Annotated in this window: 16 protein-coding genes; 8 read left to right on the forward strand and 8 right to left on the reverse strand. The window is 41.3% G+C overall.

The features are described from left to right. Positions 1 to 33: 33 nt before the first annotated feature. A complete protein-coding gene (locus AC4MC0_RS05935; RefSeq protein WP_335998965.1) occupies positions 34 to 921 on the reverse strand; it encodes a bile acid:sodium symporter family protein in 888 nt (295 codons plus the stop codon). Positions 922 to 1,058: 137 nt separating this feature from the next. Then, positions 1,059 to 1,409: a hypothetical protein gene (locus tag AC4MC0_RS05940; protein WP_004696401.1), complete on the reverse strand. Its 351-nt coding sequence runs from the start codon at positions 1,407 to 1,409 to the stop codon at positions 1,059 to 1,061. 253 nt (positions 1,410 to 1,662) lie between these two features. On the opposite strand from AC4MC0_RS05940, the gene mnmG reads away from it, so the two are divergent. The 3 genes from mnmG (at position 1,663) to AC4MC0_RS05955 (ending at position 5,446) form a co-directional block, all read left to right on the forward strand. Then, entirely contained in the window at positions 1,663 to 3,543 is a 1,881-nt protein-coding gene (gene mnmG, locus AC4MC0_RS05945; RefSeq protein ID WP_078389200.1) for a tRNA uridine-5-carboxymethylaminomethyl(34) synthesis enzyme MnmG, read from the forward strand. Between the two features lie 94 nt (positions 3,544 to 3,637). After that, on the forward strand, positions 3,638 to 4,567 hold the full coding sequence (locus tag AC4MC0_RS05950) for a tetratricopeptide repeat protein (protein WP_491887362.1): 930 nt from the start codon (positions 3,638 to 3,640) through the stop codon (positions 4,565 to 4,567). Further along, complete coding sequence (locus tag AC4MC0_RS05955) at positions 4,568 to 5,446, forward strand: tetratricopeptide repeat protein (RefSeq protein ID WP_335998959.1); 879 nt, start codon at positions 4,568 to 4,570, stop codon at positions 5,444 to 5,446. It begins immediately after the preceding gene. A gap of 435 nt (positions 5,447 to 5,881) precedes the next feature. On the opposite strand, the gene AC4MC0_RS05960 is transcribed toward AC4MC0_RS05955, so the two are convergent. Continuing rightward, on the reverse strand, positions 5,882 to 6,883 hold the full coding sequence (locus tag AC4MC0_RS05960) for a helix-turn-helix transcriptional regulator (protein WP_335998957.1): 1,002 nt from the start codon (positions 6,881 to 6,883) through the stop codon (positions 5,882 to 5,884). Positions 6,884 to 7,122: 239 nt separating this feature from the next. On the opposite strand from AC4MC0_RS05960, the gene AC4MC0_RS05965 reads away from it, so the two are divergent. Genes AC4MC0_RS05965 through AC4MC0_RS05985 form a run of 5 tightly spaced genes read left to right on the forward strand, consistent with a single transcriptional unit; the run spans position 7,123 to position 11,309 of the window. After that, a complete protein-coding gene (locus tag AC4MC0_RS05965; protein WP_491887363.1) occupies positions 7,123 to 8,673 on the forward strand; it encodes a circularly permuted type 2 ATP-grasp protein in 1,551 nt (516 codons plus the stop codon). 25 nt (positions 8,674 to 8,698) lie between these two features. Continuing rightward, entirely contained in the window at positions 8,699 to 9,301 is a 603-nt protein-coding gene (locus AC4MC0_RS05970) for an alpha-E domain-containing protein (RefSeq protein WP_004982053.1), read from the forward strand. After that, a complete protein-coding gene (locus AC4MC0_RS05975; protein ID WP_126037082.1) occupies positions 9,298 to 10,077 on the forward strand; it encodes a transglutaminase family protein in 780 nt (259 codons plus the stop codon). Before AC4MC0_RS05970 ends, AC4MC0_RS05975 begins: the two co-directional genes overlap by 4 nt. A 24-nt stretch (positions 10,078 to 10,101) precedes the next feature. Further along, positions 10,102 to 10,836, forward strand: coding sequence for a proteasome-type protease (locus AC4MC0_RS05980; RefSeq protein WP_058869871.1), 735 nt, complete (start codon positions 10,102 to 10,104; stop codon positions 10,834 to 10,836). 47 nt (positions 10,837 to 10,883) lie between these two features. After that, on the forward strand, positions 10,884 to 11,309 hold the full coding sequence (locus tag AC4MC0_RS05985; protein WP_039890155.1) for a BLUF domain-containing protein: 426 nt from the start codon (positions 10,884 to 10,886) through the stop codon (positions 11,307 to 11,309). 32 nt (positions 11,310 to 11,341) lie between these two features. Here the strand turns inward: AC4MC0_RS05985 and alr are convergent, their stop codons facing one another. The 5 genes from alr to rpsF form a co-directional block, all read right to left on the reverse strand. Beyond that, positions 11,342 to 12,412 (reverse strand): alanine racemase, encoded by a 1,071-nt coding sequence (alr, locus tag AC4MC0_RS05990; protein ID WP_279681397.1) that lies wholly within the window; start codon positions 12,410 to 12,412, stop codon positions 11,342 to 11,344. A 47-nt stretch (positions 12,413 to 12,459) separates the two neighbouring features. Next, complete coding sequence (gene dnaB / locus AC4MC0_RS05995; RefSeq protein WP_004696432.1) at positions 12,460 to 13,905, reverse strand: replicative DNA helicase; 1,446 nt, start codon at positions 13,903 to 13,905, stop codon at positions 12,460 to 12,462. Between the two features lie 272 nt (positions 13,906 to 14,177). Next, entirely contained in the window at positions 14,178 to 14,624 is a 447-nt protein-coding gene (gene rplI / locus AC4MC0_RS06000; RefSeq protein WP_004696433.1) for a 50S ribosomal protein L9, read from the reverse strand. A gap of 9 nt (positions 14,625 to 14,633) precedes the next feature. Continuing rightward, positions 14,634 to 14,861 carry a 30S ribosomal protein S18 gene (gene rpsR, locus AC4MC0_RS06005; RefSeq protein ID WP_004278792.1) on the reverse strand — a complete coding sequence of 76 codons (228 nt, stop codon included), beginning with the start codon at positions 14,859 to 14,861 and terminating at the stop codon, positions 14,634 to 14,636. An 11-nt stretch (positions 14,862 to 14,872) separates the two neighbouring features. Then, on the reverse strand, positions 14,873 to 15,259 hold the full coding sequence (rpsF, locus tag AC4MC0_RS06010; protein WP_004696436.1) for a 30S ribosomal protein S6: 387 nt from the start codon (positions 15,257 to 15,259) through the stop codon (positions 14,873 to 14,875). Between the last annotated feature and the right edge of the window lie 105 nt (positions 15,260 to 15,364).

A 15,364-nucleotide genomic window follows, 5' to 3' on the forward strand; every position in this document is an offset into this window, starting at 1 on the left:
CTCCTTAAAATTATATAAATCATGACCGTGAAATTATTCAGCTGCGGTCTCTTTCTTAAACAATAGACTGTCATTTCTTCGCGAGATTAATAGGCCCAATAACGCAGCAAATACAAACATGAAAATAGAATAAATACCGGCAGGAATGGCCATGGCGGTGTTGCCTAAGACGGACAGGGCAACCGTAATGGCAAGCGCGGTGTTGTGAATGGTGATCTCAAAGGAGCAGGTCAACGCTTGTTTTTCTGGAATATTGGCAAGATGTGGCACAAAAAAACCAATAAACATACTACAAAAGCAGAATAAGGCTACGGCTGGCCCAATCTCAAACACATATTCAACAAAATTATGTCGCTCTAAGTACAGTGCGAGAAAAAAGATAAAAAGAAGACAGCTTGCAGACAAAATACGCATTGGGCGATTTAATCTGTCGGCAAGTTTTGGAAAGTAATAACGTAAAAACATGCCCATACTGACTGGAAGTAAAGTGATGAAAAAAACTTTCATCATTTTCATGGCGGGCATGTCAACGGGTTGTGATGTTTGTAGAAAGTACATCAGTGAAAAATTAATAATAAAAGGGAGAGTTAGTGTTGAAATGATGGAGTTCGTGGCTGTAAGAGTAATGTTGAGCGCAACATCACCTTTAAATAAATAGGTCAATAGGTTTGACGTTGGCCCACCTGGTGAAGCTGCAACGAGCATCAAACCAATCGCGAAAATAGGCGCTAAATTTAAAAATTGGCAAATCAGGAAAGCAATGCCAACTAGCAGCACTAACTGTGAAAATAACGCGATGAAAATGACTTTGGGGTGCAGTGTGAGGCGATAAAAATCAGCTGGGCGTAGGTGTAAACCAAGACCCATCATCATTAATGCCAAAGTCAAAGGCAAAAAAACTGTAAACAATTCCGAATCCATGGAATACCTTTTTTATTCGTTTTTATCTTTTGTGTTTTTGAGTGTATACAGAATTCAATAATTTACAAGGTCGAAAAAAGGGTAAAAAATGGACTATTTTTTACCCTCAATACAGCATGAACTTTAAATTGTTTTGCTTACATTCTTGGTTTAGGTGCTACAAAACCAAGGGCACATTTGCCTTTAATTTCTTTACCTTCGATATTGATTGATGTCGCTTTTGAGTCGCCTTGGCAAATGCTGGCTAACTCAGCTTCATCACCATGAATATTGGCATTTTTTGAGCTTGGGAAAAATTGAGGTTCACAGGTACCATTCCAAATAATGCCTCGATAGGCAAAACTAACCGCTGTTCCTTGTGACTTGCCTTTACAGACTTGTTGATAACGTTGACTATCATAGACCTTTTCAACTTTGTCGTTGGCTGATACAAAAGGCGAAAAAAATAAACCGCAGAGAATGGATGAAAAAAGAATCTTCTTATTCATAATGCTTACCTTTGGTTGTTGTATGATCAACTTATAGGATAAAAAATGATCAAATTAATGCAAGGCTTTTCAGGTAACAAAACGCATCCTTTGTTGAGTTTTTGCTACTGCTCTGCAAGTAAAATTACATAAACCTAGTGCTGGCGCAGTAAGCACAGCACCGCATATACAATAAATTCCACGGAATCTGTCAACTTACAATCGAAAATTTGCTATAATCTTTCGTTATCATTTTTTAATCTCCTTTACCACTATGCATTATCCTAAAGTTTACGATGTCATTGTTATCGGCGGCGGTCACGCAGGTACAGAAGCAGCATTGGCTGCGGCACGTATGGGGCGACAGACTTTACTCTTAACTCATAATATTGAGACTTTAGGGCAGATGAGCTGTAATCCAGCAATTGGTGGTATTGGTAAATCGCATTTGGTGCGTGAAATTGATGCCTTGGGCGGTGCAATGGCATTGGCTGCCGATAAAGGTGGTATTCAGTTCCGTATCCTAAACTCACGTAAAGGTGCAGCCGTTCGTGCAACACGTGCACAGGCAGACCGTATTCGCTATAAAGCCGCGATTCGTGACACTTTAGAAAACCAAGCAAATCTCGATATTTTCCAACAAGCCGCAGACGACCTGATTGTTGAGGGTGATACTGTAAAGGGTGTTGTAACTCAAACGGGTATTCGCTTTGATGCGAAAACAGTTGTACTCACCGCAGGGACGTTCTTAGGTGGTGTAATCCACGTAGGGCTTGAAAAATCAAGCGGTGGCCGTGCAGGTGATCCACCTTCAATTTCACTGGCACACCGTTTACGTGAATTGAATTTGCCAGTGGGTCGTTTAAAGACAGGTACGCCACCACGTATTGATGCGCGTTCAGTTAATTTTTCTGTGATGATTCCACAGCCGGGTGATTTCCCATCACCTACTATGTCATTCATGGGTGATGCATCTATGCACCCTGAACAAGTGAATTGTTATATCACACATACCAATGAAAAAACCCATGACATCATCCGTGGTGGTTTAGATCGTTCTCCGATGTACACTGGTGTCATTGAAGGCGTGGGCCCACGTTACTGCCCATCTATTGAAGACAAAATTCACCGCTTTGCCGATAAAGACTCACATCAAGTGTTCTTAGAGCCTGAAGGTTTAGATACACATGAGCTTTATCCAAATGGTATTTCAACTTCACTTCCGTTTGATGTGCAGTTTGAATTGGTTCGTTCAATTCGCGGGATGGAAAATGCGCACATTTTACGTCCGGGCTATGCTATTGAATACGATTATTTCAACCCGCAAGCATTGAAGTTTACTTTAGAAACCAAAGCCATCAATAACTTGTACTTTGCCGGTCAAATCAATGGTACGACAGGTTATGAAGAGGCGGGTGCACAAGGTCTACTAGCAGGCTTAAATGCTGCGCGTCGTGCGTGGGATCAAGAGCAATGGACACCAAAACGTGATGAAGCCTATATGGGCGTATTGGTGGATGACTTGATTACGCTCGGTACGAAAGAACCGTACCGTATGTTTACTTCACGAGCCGAATATCGTTTGATGCTACGAGAAGACAATGCGGATCAACGTTTAACGCCAGTGGGTCGTGAAATGGGTTTGGTGGATGATGAGCGTTGGGCAGCTTACTGTGAAAAAATGGAAGCGGTTGAACTGGAAACAGGTCGCTTACAACACCTTTGGGCGGCACCAAACAACCCAATGGGCAAAAAGTTTGTCGAAATGACGGGTGCAGATTTATCGAAAGAGTGTTCTGCGATTGATTTGTTAAAACGTCCGAATATTTCATTTGCTCAAATTGCGGAACTCACAGGTTCTGAAGTCTCTGCGCAAGTGGGCGATCAAATTGAAATCGCGGTGAAATATGCAGGTTATATTAACCGTCAACATGAAGATGTTGCGCAAATGAAGCGTTTGGAAGAAACTAAAATTCCAGCCGATTTTAATTATGATGTAGTTTCAGGTTTATCTCGTGAAATTACTTTAAAATTGAAAGATGTACGTCCTGAGACATTGGCTCAAGCAAATCGTATTCCGGGGGTAACACCTGCAGCAGTGCAATTGATCATGATTACGATCCGTAAAAATGCACAAGCGAAAAAATCTGCTTAATATTTGAAAGTTATTGAAAAAGCCCGCTTTATGCGGGCTTTTTTTTGGGTAAAATCTGTGCAGGGGAAATATACAATAAAAAATAAGGTGAATTATGTCATTACATTATAAAAGTGGAGAAGAGATTCGCGCGGGTGATGTGGTTATCTGGCTCAATCAAAGTAGTGAGTTTTATCAATTTGATCAAGCCATTATGAAAGTTTGGGAGGTTGCTAAAACTAATGATGGAGAGTTGGTTGGGGTAAATTTAATGCCACCAGAAGCTGAATCTCCTATGCAGATGCTGAGAGCATTGATTCGACCCGAAGATCCTGAGCCATCTTCTGACATTGTGAAAATGCAAGATGTTCCGGGACTCTATACCATTACACGATGGTTTCTACCCTTGGAGCAAGTGTCTAAAAGTTTGGGATTGATTGAACGAATTGAGTATTTTTCTGAGCATGAAACTGGACATGGAGCGTTAATCCTTCAATTAATTAGAGGTAAAGCCGAGCAATATCGGGGTATTTATCAATATTATTTGGCAGATCAAGCCTACCAAGAGCGTGAGTTTCAGCTCTATATTGATTTACTACGTCAATCCGCTCAGTCAGGTTATAGCCCTGCGATGTGTCAGTTAGCGCAGCAATTATTCATTGGTGGAATTTTACAAAAAAGTCTGGAAGGAAGTTTTAACTGGTATCGAGAAGCTGCGTCCAAAATGGATAGCATTGCGCTATATCAGTTAGCGGGATGTTATGCACGAGGTCAAGGCACTGAACAAGATTTACAAAAAAGTTTGCAGCTCTTGGAGCAGTCCTCCGAACAGGGTTGTTGGGCAGCCACATTGGGGTTGGCGGCTTATTATCGTTTTGGCTGGTTAACGTGTTTCTTGGTCAATTCAGTTTATCCAAATTATGGTGTGGTGAGCGAACATGTGATTCACTCGGCACGAGCATTCTATCTGTATCATCGAATCTCATCACAAGCGCCTGAAACTGAAAAAGCTGTTTTGGCAAATGCTTATTATCATTTAGGCTGAATGTATCAAGATGGTATCGGGACAAAACGAGACTACGAGCAATGTGTCTATTGGTATCAAAAATCTGCTGATTTGGGTAATCCCGTTGCGATCAATAATTTAGCGGATAAGTATGAACATGGTTTAGGTGTACCGCTAGACCTAGATATGGCAATTGGACTGTATCAACAAGTAGTAGGTCAGGTCATAGCGGCAGATTTAAGTTTGGGTCGAATGTATTTAGAAGGACGAGGGGTTGAGCAAGACTTCGAATTGGCTCGAAAATATTTAAATGTCGTACTGGATGCACGCATTGAGGGTATAGATGAAATGCAGGCAGAAGCGATGCAATTAATCGCATCCTTTACCGAAGAAAGTCCGCTGCAACTGGCTCAACACGTTCTCAAAAATGCACGTGATTATTCGATTAAACAAGTTTCGGAGCAGATTGGAAAAATTGATTCATTTTTACATATGGATGAAGCCAAACAATTATTCTTCAAACTATTTTTACTGAATGCCCAAAAAGGAGAAGCTTCCTCACAGTATCAAGTGGGTTATTGGTATTTAAATGGCTTGTACACTGAGAAAGATTTGGAAGAAGCCGTGTATTGGATTCAAAAAGCGGCTGATCAGAAAGACCAATATGCGGAATGTAAAATTGGCTATTTGTATGAAAAAGGGCTCTATTTTAATGCCGATTTAGACGTTGCACAAAAATGGTATGAGCGCTCATTACGAAAACCTTGTACATCGTATACGCCTGAATATATCGGAGAGCAGTTGAATCCAGAGTATTTAAAAATGTATGACAGAATCAATAATGAAGCCCTCAAGGGATTGGTGCGTATTGAAGAAAAGCGACCTAAACGTAGCAAGTGGCAATTTTGGAAGAAATAAAAGCGGATGATTTGTAACGATTACTGTCGAAAGGTTCTTGCAATCCACATTGGAAATGCAAGGGCCTAATCATAAGCCTGCTGAGCATAAGGCTGGCTTTTTGTGTTGGCAGATAAACAAAGCAAAAGAGTTGTTTAAGATAAAAACAGATAAAAATAGCCTATCATGTTATTTCACAAAAGCATCACTGTATTTTAAATTGATTTTACGTTCTTAACATGAGGTCAACACCATGACGATGAAATCGATCCGTTTTAACAGTGGAGAGCTTGCATGGCAATGCTAGTTTGTATCAATCACCAAAAACAGCGCACTTATCTTGGTTTAGGGGAGGCATTAAACCAAGATGAGCAATGAAAACGACAAACCCAAGCAATTCAAATATCTAATACCAAAAAAACTGTAAAGCCCCTAATACTTGGGGCTTTTTTTATTTTAGTCGGTGATGGTCTGATTAACTGCATCACGAACTTCTTTGGGTTCAATGTGACTAATTTTATGCCCAAAACTACGTAACCACCACACCAGTTGATTGGTAAAAGGGACGGTCGCATGAACCAAGATTTGCCCATTTCCAAGCGGTTCTAAAACCTGATTGGTACTGAGTTTGGTTTCTTCCAAATACAGTGCATCTATTTCAGTTATGGTCAGGGTAAGTGCAACGGTTTTTGTAGGTTTTGAAAAGTCTACACGGAAACCTAATGCACCCGATTCGATGTATTCATCGATATCAAAATTGACTGGGTGTAAGGCACGAGTGGTTAAAACCGTCGCTGATTTGAAACGGTGCAGTGCAAAGGTTTGAATATCAGTTTTGTCGTGGCGGGTACAAATCAGATAAATAATTGCACCTTTTTGAACCAGTGCCAGAGGGTTGAGGGTATAGGTTTTTGCTTCAGCCGCTTGGTTTAAACCTTGATAAACGCATTCCAGTTGTTTGTCTTGGAGCAGTCCTTCATAGATGGCTTGCTGTGCTGTTTTCTCCACAATTGGGGGAATCAGCGGTTGTGTCGCAGGGACAATGCGTACGCGGTTAATCCATTGGCGCACATTGTTTTGAGTAGAGAGGCTACGACGTGCTAAGTCAAACCACGGGTTCATTTCTTCAATTAAGCTGGGAGGAAGAAGATGTTTAAGGTGTTCTTCAACCATCATAAACGTCACCGCCTGAGAGCTGGTCATGTGCGGTAAGCTTTGAATCGGAGCATCAGAACGCCAACGCCAACCTTGAGGTACAGCGCCATTGTTTTCAATCGGAAAGCGTTGAGAGATTTGATTTAAATCACGTTGAATGGTTCGCAAAGTAATATCGATGCCTTCACGTTGTAAAATCTCTTGCAGCTCTCGAGTTCCCATCCATTTTCCAGTGGAAAGACGAGACAAAATTTGCCATTGGCGATAGAGACTATTGGACGTTTCTTTTTCTTGTATAGACATAGTTTAATAAAATATAGGAGTCGAAATTACTTACTTGAATGTGAACACAATAAGAAAACTCATTCGTTTAAGCAAGCTTTGCTTGAAATTTTTCAGTTATATTTTTTGACACAACTTAATGCGAAATAGAATTGAAGCAATGCGTTTTTTATCGATTAATAAACAAAGCATCTTTAGAAATCCATGGCATAGATATTGCTACGTATGGGTTACATATCGATAACAATTGAGAGGTTTGTATGTTTAAAGAAGATAAAGATACAAATGTAAATACGATGTTGGACGGATATAAGCTTAACTCTCCTGTATTAAATCCGATTCACTCTCATGATCGTCTATCGAGCCAGTCTGTTGGATTGTTTCATCAAATGACCTCGAATTTCTTTAATGAAATGACAGATGACCAAGCGATGTCGGGTGAGGTTTGTACGCGTATTGAGCACTGGTTGTCACAGCATAGTGTAGAAGAACTCGAAGAACTGAACCAAATTGCCAAACAGCATTTTTTATATGAAGGTATTACGTTTACTGTATATGGTGAATCTGAGGGCATTGAGCGCACCATTCCTTATGATTTAATTCCACGTGTGATTGCCAAACAACAATGGAATAAAATCTCCCTTGGCTCTGCACAACGTGTGCGAGCTTTAAATCTATTTTTACATGATATTTACCATCAACAAGACATTCTCAAAGCGAAAATTATTCCAGAACTGCAAGTGTTGACGCATGAGGCTTATCAACCGCATATGTATGAGCACCGTTTAAAAGGTCAGATTTATAGCCAAATTAGTGGAATTGATATTATCCGTGATGGGCAGGGAGAGTTTTATGTACTTGAAGATAATTTAAGAACGCCATCGGGCGTATCTTATATGCTTGAAAGTCGTAAGATTAGTGAAAAACTTATGCCTGATTTGATGCAGAAGAACCATATTTTAGGCATAGAACAATACCCACAATTACTCAAAGAAATCTTGGCTGAAAATGCTTATGTCGATCAGCCTTTCATCGTGGTGTTGACACCGGGACGTTTTAATAGTGCCTATTATGAACATGCTTTTTTAGCCCGTGAAATGGATGTGCCTTTGGTGACATCGCGTGATTTGTTTGTAGAGCATGATAAGGTCTATGTCAAAACCATTCGTGGCCGTCAACGAGTAGACGTAATTTACCGCCGTTTGGATGATGCTTATCTTGATCCGCTGTGCTTTATGCCGAATAGCACTTTAGGTGTCGCAGGGTTGATGTCGGCTTATTTGAGTCATAACGTGGTTATTGCGAATGCACCAGGCACAGGGGTTGCGGATGATAAATCGATTTATCCTTATGTCGATAAAATGATTCAGTTTTATTTAGGTGAAAAACCTATCTTAAAAAATGTTCCGACATATCAATGCCGTGACAAGCAAGACTTGGCTTATGTACTGGAGAACCTTGAGCAGTTAGTGGTCAAAGAGGCGCAAGGTTCGGGTGGGTATGGTATGCTGATTGGACCACAAGCCTGTAAAAGCCAAATTGAGCAATTTAGAGATAAGCTCATGGCGACACCGCATTTATATATTGCCCAGCCCACATTAGAACTTTCTGTCAGTCCAACCATGACTGAATCGGGTGTGTCTGAGCGTCATATTGACCTTAGACCGTTTGTGCTCAGTTCACCGTATCGTACCGAAATTGTCCCTGGCGGTTTAACACGTGTTGCGATGAAAGAAGGTTCGTTGGTGGTCAACTCATCCCAAGGAGGAGGAATTAAAGACACTTGGGTCGTGGAAAACTTACATTCATAAAATAAACAAATATGAGGGTAGAACTATGATTTTATTAAGCACCAATGCTGAAAATATTTTTTGGTTAGGGCGTTATTTAACACGTACTCAATATTTGTGTGCTCAGTTTCCGTTTACCCAAGACCAGCCTGCAATGGATTATGCGCATGCATTTTGTTTGCCTGCTTTTGATGCGTGCTCACTGAATGAGCTGATTTTAAACCCAAACAATCCTGCTTCATTTAACCAGCAATTTCAAAGCGCCAAGAGTAATGTTCAAGACTTGCGCGGGATTTTATCTGCAAAGGCATATGCGGAACTGAATCAATTTATTAAAAATGCCACTGAAAACACCGCCTATATTTGTGATGTGGTTGGGGAGTGTCAGGATGTGCTTGAGTCTGAAGCCAGTGATGTCTTTTTATTCTTTAGTTTGGGGCAAATGATTGAGCAGCTTGACCGTCAAATTCGCCTGAAACAAGATGCACAAAATACTTTAGTTGAAATAGAAAACATCGTCATGTTGTTAAAAGAAATGGGCTGGCTAAATTTGGCACAGGCTTGGCTAGAGCTCAAATCACAACCTGATGCGATGAATTTTTATCATTTTAGTGATTATATTCAACAATTGTTTGAGGTTGATGTATGAAACTTATGATCAATCATCAAACGCATTATCAATATAGTGAATTGGCCCTGAATAGCATTCAATATATTAAAATGACACCCACGAATAATTCACACCAAAAGGTATGTCATTGGCATGTGAGTGTGCCAGGAGAGCGTGAAGAAAAACGGGATGCCTTCCAAAATATTTGGATTACCAGTTCGCAACGTGAAGCCTATCAACAGCTGACCATAATGGCGCAGGGCATTGTTGAAATTAATAGCTTGGCAGAACATGGCATCCAAGATCGTCTGAATCCCAATTTATTTTTACAACCGACGCCCAATACTCAGTGCAATGCCGAAATGAAGGCATTTGCACATCAGTATGTGCCTGAGCTGAATCGGGAAAATTTGATGAAACTGTCAGAAGCAGTTTTAGCGCATATTCCCTATGTACCTGCTGAAACCTCGGTACTCACTTCGGCAATCGATGCATTCAATGGTCAGCAAGGCGTATGTCAGGACCATAGTCATGTTTTTATTGCCATGTGTAAGCATCTTGGCTTACCGGTACGTTATGTATCGGGGTATTTGCATGTGCCTGAAACTTCACACCTCGCCAGTCACGCGTGGGCCGAGGTGTATATTGATGATGCATGGTATTGTTTTGATACCAGTAATCAATTGTTCAAACCACAGTCACATATCTATGTAGCTATTGGGCGCGATTATTGGGATGTGGCTCCCGTTCGTGGCGTACGTGAAAAAGGTGGGGTGGAATCGATGCATTCCATGGTACAAGTTTTAAGTTGTTAAGGTTTAGCTGAAAAAGGATGTTCTATGACCTATTGTTGTGCACTTCGTCTGCAAGATGGTTTGGTTTTTATAAGTGATACGCGTACGAATGCAGGTGTAGACCATATATCCGTGTTTAGGAAACTGTATACCTTTGGTGTGGAGGGTGAACGCTTTATTGCGATTCAAACCTCAGGAAACTTAGCAACGACCCAAGCGGTGATTGGGCATTTAAAAAATCATCTGGAGTTAAGCCAAGAACCGAATTTATATAGTGTCAATACCATGTTCGAAGCGGCTGAGTTGGTCGGGCACACTTTGAAAAAAGTCTTGGCGGATATGGCACCAGACACGCAAGAACAGAGTAATTACTACTGTAGCTTATTGGTCGGTGGACAAATTAAAGGGGCAGAAATGCAACTTTATAATATTTATCCGCAGGGGAATTTTATTTGTGCGACCAAAGATACGCCGTATTTTCAAATTGGTGAAAGTAAATATGGAAAGCCGATTCTAGATCGTGCATTACGGTATGACATGCCCTTAGCCGAAGCGGTGAAGTGTAGTTTGATTTCTTTTGATTCAACCTTACGTTCCAATGTTTCTGTCGGTTTGCCCTTAGATGCTTTGGTGTATGCAAGAGATAGTTTACACATTCCAGTGGGTAAGCGGATTGATGAAGAAGATCCGTATTTTTCAAGCATCAGTAAGCAATGGTCGGATACCTTAAGAAAAGGATTACAAGAATTGGCAAAGCCGACGGATGACTATTTAGTATAAACGTGTTAGATGCTAAAAATAATGAAATCAATCAATTGGGGAAGTCTATGCGGCAAATTTGCTATGCAAGTACTTCAACTTCGGATCATGTACAGCTTCTTCAAGATGTTCGGGACATTTTAAGCGAAGCATGTGATTTTAATACAGTACATAATATTTCAGGCGTTCTTTATTATGCTGATCAGCATTATTTCCAGTGCTTAGAAGGGGATGAAGCTGCTTTAGAATTATTAATGTCGAAATTATTGAAAGACCCTAGACATAAAGATATCAAAGTCTTTGAGGCGAAAACGATTCACGCGGCACATTTTAGAGCTTGGGGCATGAAGTATGTGCAACGTATGAGTAGCGTACATACCAAAATGCGTGAGATGGGTTTTGCAAAATTTGAACCGCAGAGTATGAGTCAACAACAAATTGATCAGTTGTTACAAGACCTTTACGATGCCCAGTCTGATGAGAGTTTGTGTTGAAAAAAGCCCAAGTAGAACTTGGGCTTTTTTTGTTAGATTTGCTTACGTATAGGGCGATTACTTAACCGGCAAAGTAGCTCATAACCAATGGTTCCATTGGCTTCCGCAACATCGTCAACTAAGCGGTTTTCACCCCAGAGCTCAACCTTTGTACCGAGTTTGGCGTTTAAACCCGTCACATCGATCGCAATCATGTCCATTGCTACTCGGCCCACAACAGCTACTGCCTGACCATTTATAGCAACATAGTTTTGCTTTGAAAATGCACGTGGATAGCCATCTCCATAACCAATCGAAACAATGGCCAGTTCAGTTTCTTGGTTTGCGACAAAATGTGAACCATAGCCGACACCTTCACCTGCTTGAATGGTATTTAATGCAATAATTTCCGCCGTGAAGGTCATAACTGGCTTTAAGTCTAAGTCGTGTGCATTTTTATCGGCAAAAGGTGATGCACCGTAAAGCATGATGCCAGGACGAACAAAATCAAAATGAAGTTCAGGCCATTTAAAAATAGCAGCTGAGTTACAACATGAGGCTAGAATTGGTGAGCACGCTTCTTTGATGTGTAGGAATTGCGCACGTTGCTGCTCATTGAGTGGGTGATCCGCATCGGCATTGGCAAAGTGCATTGCTAGGACACATGTAAAGCCTTCTGCTTTCAATGTGTTGATGACAGCAATGATTTCAGCAATTTTAAAGCCTAAACGGTTCATACCGCTATTGAGTTTTACCCATACTTTAAGCTTTTGTGCGATATACGTGGTTTTATGTGCGATCAGCCAATCGACTTGTTGTTGCTGATGAACCACACACTCGATATTTTGCTCAATGACGGTTGGCATTTCATCTGCTGAGAAAACACCTTCAATCAGTGTAATCGGTTGTGTAAAGCCGAGATCACGAATCTCTAGTGCTTCTTCTAAACAGGCGACGCCAAAGGCATCGGTTTCACTTAAGGCTGCTAAACAGTCTTTGACTCCGTGTCCATAAGCATTGGCTTTGACCATGCTGACGATTTTCGCGTTTGGGGCAAGTTGTTTGACACGGTTTAAATTATATTGCAGCGCTTGGCTATCAATATAAACTGTTGCTTGACGCACCCTAATTACTCCTACAGGGTCATGGAAGGGCGACGATGAGGTTTTAATTATTCCTCATCATCGTACTGAGCATAAAACTCAGGGGATAAGTTACTAAAGCGGGTGTATTGGCCTTCAAAAGCAAGTCGAACGGTACCAATAGGGCCGTTACGTTGTTTACCAATAATAATTTCGGCAGTGCCCGCTTCTTTGGATTCTTTGTTATAGACTTCATCACGGTAAATAAACATGATCAAGTCGGCGTCCTGCTCGATCGCACCAGATTCACGTAAGTCTGACATCACGGGACGCTTGTTGGGACGGTTCTCGAGGGAACGGTTAAGCTGCGATAGTGCAATTACAGGGCACATCATTTCTTTGGCAAGAGCTTTTAGGCTTCGCGAAATTTCCGAAATCTCACCGACACGGTTATCACCCATACCTGGCACTTTCATCAGCTGTAAGTAATCGACCATAATGCAGCCGAGTTTACCATCGTGCTGTTTGGCAATACGACGTGCACGTGCTCGAACTTCTGTAGGTGGAAGAGCAGAGGAGTCATCGATATAGAGCTTTTTCTCTTGCAGTTGCAAAATGGTGCCCGTCACTTTTGACCATTCATCGCCATCGAGTTTACCCGAACGTAAATGGCCCTGATGGACTTTCCCGTAAGAGGAGATCAAACGCATAGCGATGGAGTCGGCTGGCATCTCCATGGAGTAAACCAAGGCAGGTAGGTCATTATTAAACAGCACGCTTTCAACCAAATTCATGGCAAAGGTGGTTTTACCCATCGATGGACGCGCTGCAACAATAATCAAATCACCTGCTTGCATGCCCGAGGTTTTATTGTCGAGTTCAAGAAAGCCTGTGGTTAAGCCTGTAATGCTGCCTTCCATTTGTGATAATTCATTTAGCTTATCAAAGACATCGGCCACAACTGTATTGATGGCTTTAGGCCCTTGAGCTTTGGCGTTGTTATTGTGTTGTTCTGCCAAAGAGAAAATATTGGTTTCGGCCAAATCTAAAATTTCACTGACGTTACGACCTTTGGTGTCATAGGCATTTTGTAAAATTTCAGAGCTGACCTTAATCATACTGCGCAAAGTCGAAAATTCTTTGATCTTAGTAGCATAAGTTTCCATGTTATAGAAACTAGACGGGGAGTCTGCCATCAATTGCATCAGGTACTCTTCACCACCAACCGCATCGAGTAGGTTTTGTGTGGTGAGCCAGTCATGAACTAAAACCGCATCATAGGGTGAGCTGTCTTTGGAGAGTTGCGCAATGGCGCGAAAAATATATTTATGGCGCGTCGCATAAAAGTCATTTTCAGTCAGTACATCGCCAACTTGTTCAAAGGATTCAGCAACCGTCATTAAAGCGGCAAGTACAGCTTGTTCCAATGCTAAGTTATGCGGAGGTGTACGGAATTCTTTCAGTTGCCCTGACTCATTTGGTTTATTGTCTTGTTTCGATGAGCTCTTTTGAGCAGTGGCATTCGCCTGTGACATATAACGCCCTGATTTTTAATACAGTAAGAGGGATAACTTAAGATAAATTTCACTGTAAATTTGGAAAAAATTACAGCCATTTAACTCTATGCACTTTATCAAAAAATGCAGCTGCTGTGTGCTGAATTCAAGGCTTATGGATAAAACCCATAATATTCAAATTTGGCATTTTGAGGGGCAGGCTGATGAAGTTTTAAGCTGAGCGAAGAAACTACTTTTTCATAGAGATAAAAAAAGAGCATGCAAAAGCATGCTCTTTTTTTTGCAAGAAATTACTCAGATACGATAGTAACGAGAACTTCAGCAACAACATCATGGTGCAATTGGATTGCGATGTTGAATTCGCCAGTGTGACGAAGTGCACCGTTCGGTAAACGAACTTCTGCACGGTCAACTTCAAGACCAGCATTTGTTAACGCGTCAGCGATATCACGAGTACCGATAGAACCGAATAGTTTACCTTCGTCACCAGCTTTCGCAGTGATTACGATGTTAACTTCGTCTAATTGGCTAGCACGTGCTTGAGCTGCAGCTAAAACATCAGCTTCAGCTTTCTCAAGTTCAGCGCGACGAGCTTCAAAAGCAGCAGTGTTAGCTTCAGTAGCTGCTACTGCTTGACCTTGAGGGATAAGGTAGTTGCGGCCGTAACCAGCTTTAACTGAAACTTTATCGCCTAATTTACCAAGGTTTTTAATGCGTTGTAATAAGATAATATCCACAGCTCAACCTCACTTATGATTGTCAGTGTAAGGGATCAAAGACAAGTAGCGAGCTTGTTTAATAGCAAGCGCTAATTGACGTTGGTAACGAGCTTTAGTACCTGTAATACGGCTAGGAACAATCTTGCCGTTTTCAGTGATGTACTGTTTTAAAGTGTCGATATCTTTGTAGTCGATGTACGTAACGTTCTCAGCTGTAAAGCGGCAGAACTTGCGACGACGGTAAAAACGTGCCATTGATGTTCTCCTTATGCTTCAGCAGAGTCTTGAGCTTGTTGTGCTTCTTCACGTTGAGCTTTACGCGCACGTTTTTCTTCAGCACTCTTAGCCAATAGTGACTCTTCAGTGATAGCGTTCTCACGACGGATGATAAGGCTACGAATAATTGCATCGTTGTAACGGAACAATTCTTCTAACTCATCAAGAGTAGTTTGACCACACTCAACATTCATAAGAATGTAGTGAGCTTTGTGGATCTTGTTAATTGGGTAAGCCAATTGACGACGGCCCCAGTCTTCAAGACGGTGAATTTGACCTTCAGCTTCTTTGATGTGAGTTAGGTAGCGTTCTACCATACCAACGACTTGATCGCTTTGATCAGGGTGTACTAAAAGTACGATTTCGTAATGACGCATTGTCAGCTCCTTACGGTTTAAACAGCCCCTAACAAAAAAGTTGTTAGAAGCAAGGAGTCACAACCAAGGTTGTGTCGCATTAGATGCGAAGGGGGAATTTTAGAG

It is taken from the genome of Acinetobacter sp. CAU_H_S139_7, from assembly GCF_058599305.1.

Coding starts and splice junctions, on each gene's coding strand:
- AC4MC0_RS05935 (WP_335998965.1), bottom strand. CDS start 921: ATGGATTCGGAATTGTTTACAGTTTTTTTGCCTTTGACTTTGGCATTA.
- AC4MC0_RS05940 (WP_004696401.1), bottom strand. CDS start 1,409: ATGAATAAGAAGATTCTTTTTTCATCCATTCTCTGCGGTTTATTTTTT.
- mnmG (WP_078389200.1), top strand. CDS start 1,663: ATGCATTATCCTAAAGTTTACGATGTCATTGTTATCGGCGGCGGTCAC.
- AC4MC0_RS05950 (WP_491887362.1), top strand. CDS start 3,638: ATGTCATTACATTATAAAAGTGGAGAAGAGATTCGCGCGGGTGATGTG.
- AC4MC0_RS05955 (WP_335998959.1), top strand. CDS start 4,568: ATGTATCAAGATGGTATCGGGACAAAACGAGACTACGAGCAATGTGTC.
- AC4MC0_RS05960 (WP_335998957.1), bottom strand. CDS start 6,883: ATGTCTATACAAGAAAAAGAAACGTCCAATAGTCTCTATCGCCAATGG.
- AC4MC0_RS05965 (WP_491887363.1), top strand. CDS start 7,123: ATGTTTAAAGAAGATAAAGATACAAATGTAAATACGATGTTGGACGGA.
- AC4MC0_RS05970 (WP_004982053.1), top strand. CDS start 8,699: ATGATTTTATTAAGCACCAATGCTGAAAATATTTTTTGGTTAGGGCGT.
- AC4MC0_RS05975 (WP_126037082.1), top strand. CDS start 9,298: ATGAAACTTATGATCAATCATCAAACGCATTATCAATATAGTGAATTG.
- AC4MC0_RS05980 (WP_058869871.1), top strand. CDS start 10,102: ATGACCTATTGTTGTGCACTTCGTCTGCAAGATGGTTTGGTTTTTATA.
- AC4MC0_RS05985 (WP_039890155.1), top strand. CDS start 10,884: ATGCGGCAAATTTGCTATGCAAGTACTTCAACTTCGGATCATGTACAG.
- dnaB (WP_004696432.1), bottom strand. CDS start 13,905: ATGTCACAGGCGAATGCCACTGCTCAAAAGAGCTCATCGAAACAAGAC.
- rpsR (WP_004278792.1), bottom strand. CDS start 14,861: ATGGCACGTTTTTACCGTCGTCGCAAGTTCTGCCGCTTTACAGCTGAG.
- rpsF (WP_004696436.1), bottom strand. CDS start 15,259: ATGCGTCATTACGAAATCGTACTTTTAGTACACCCTGATCAAAGCGAT.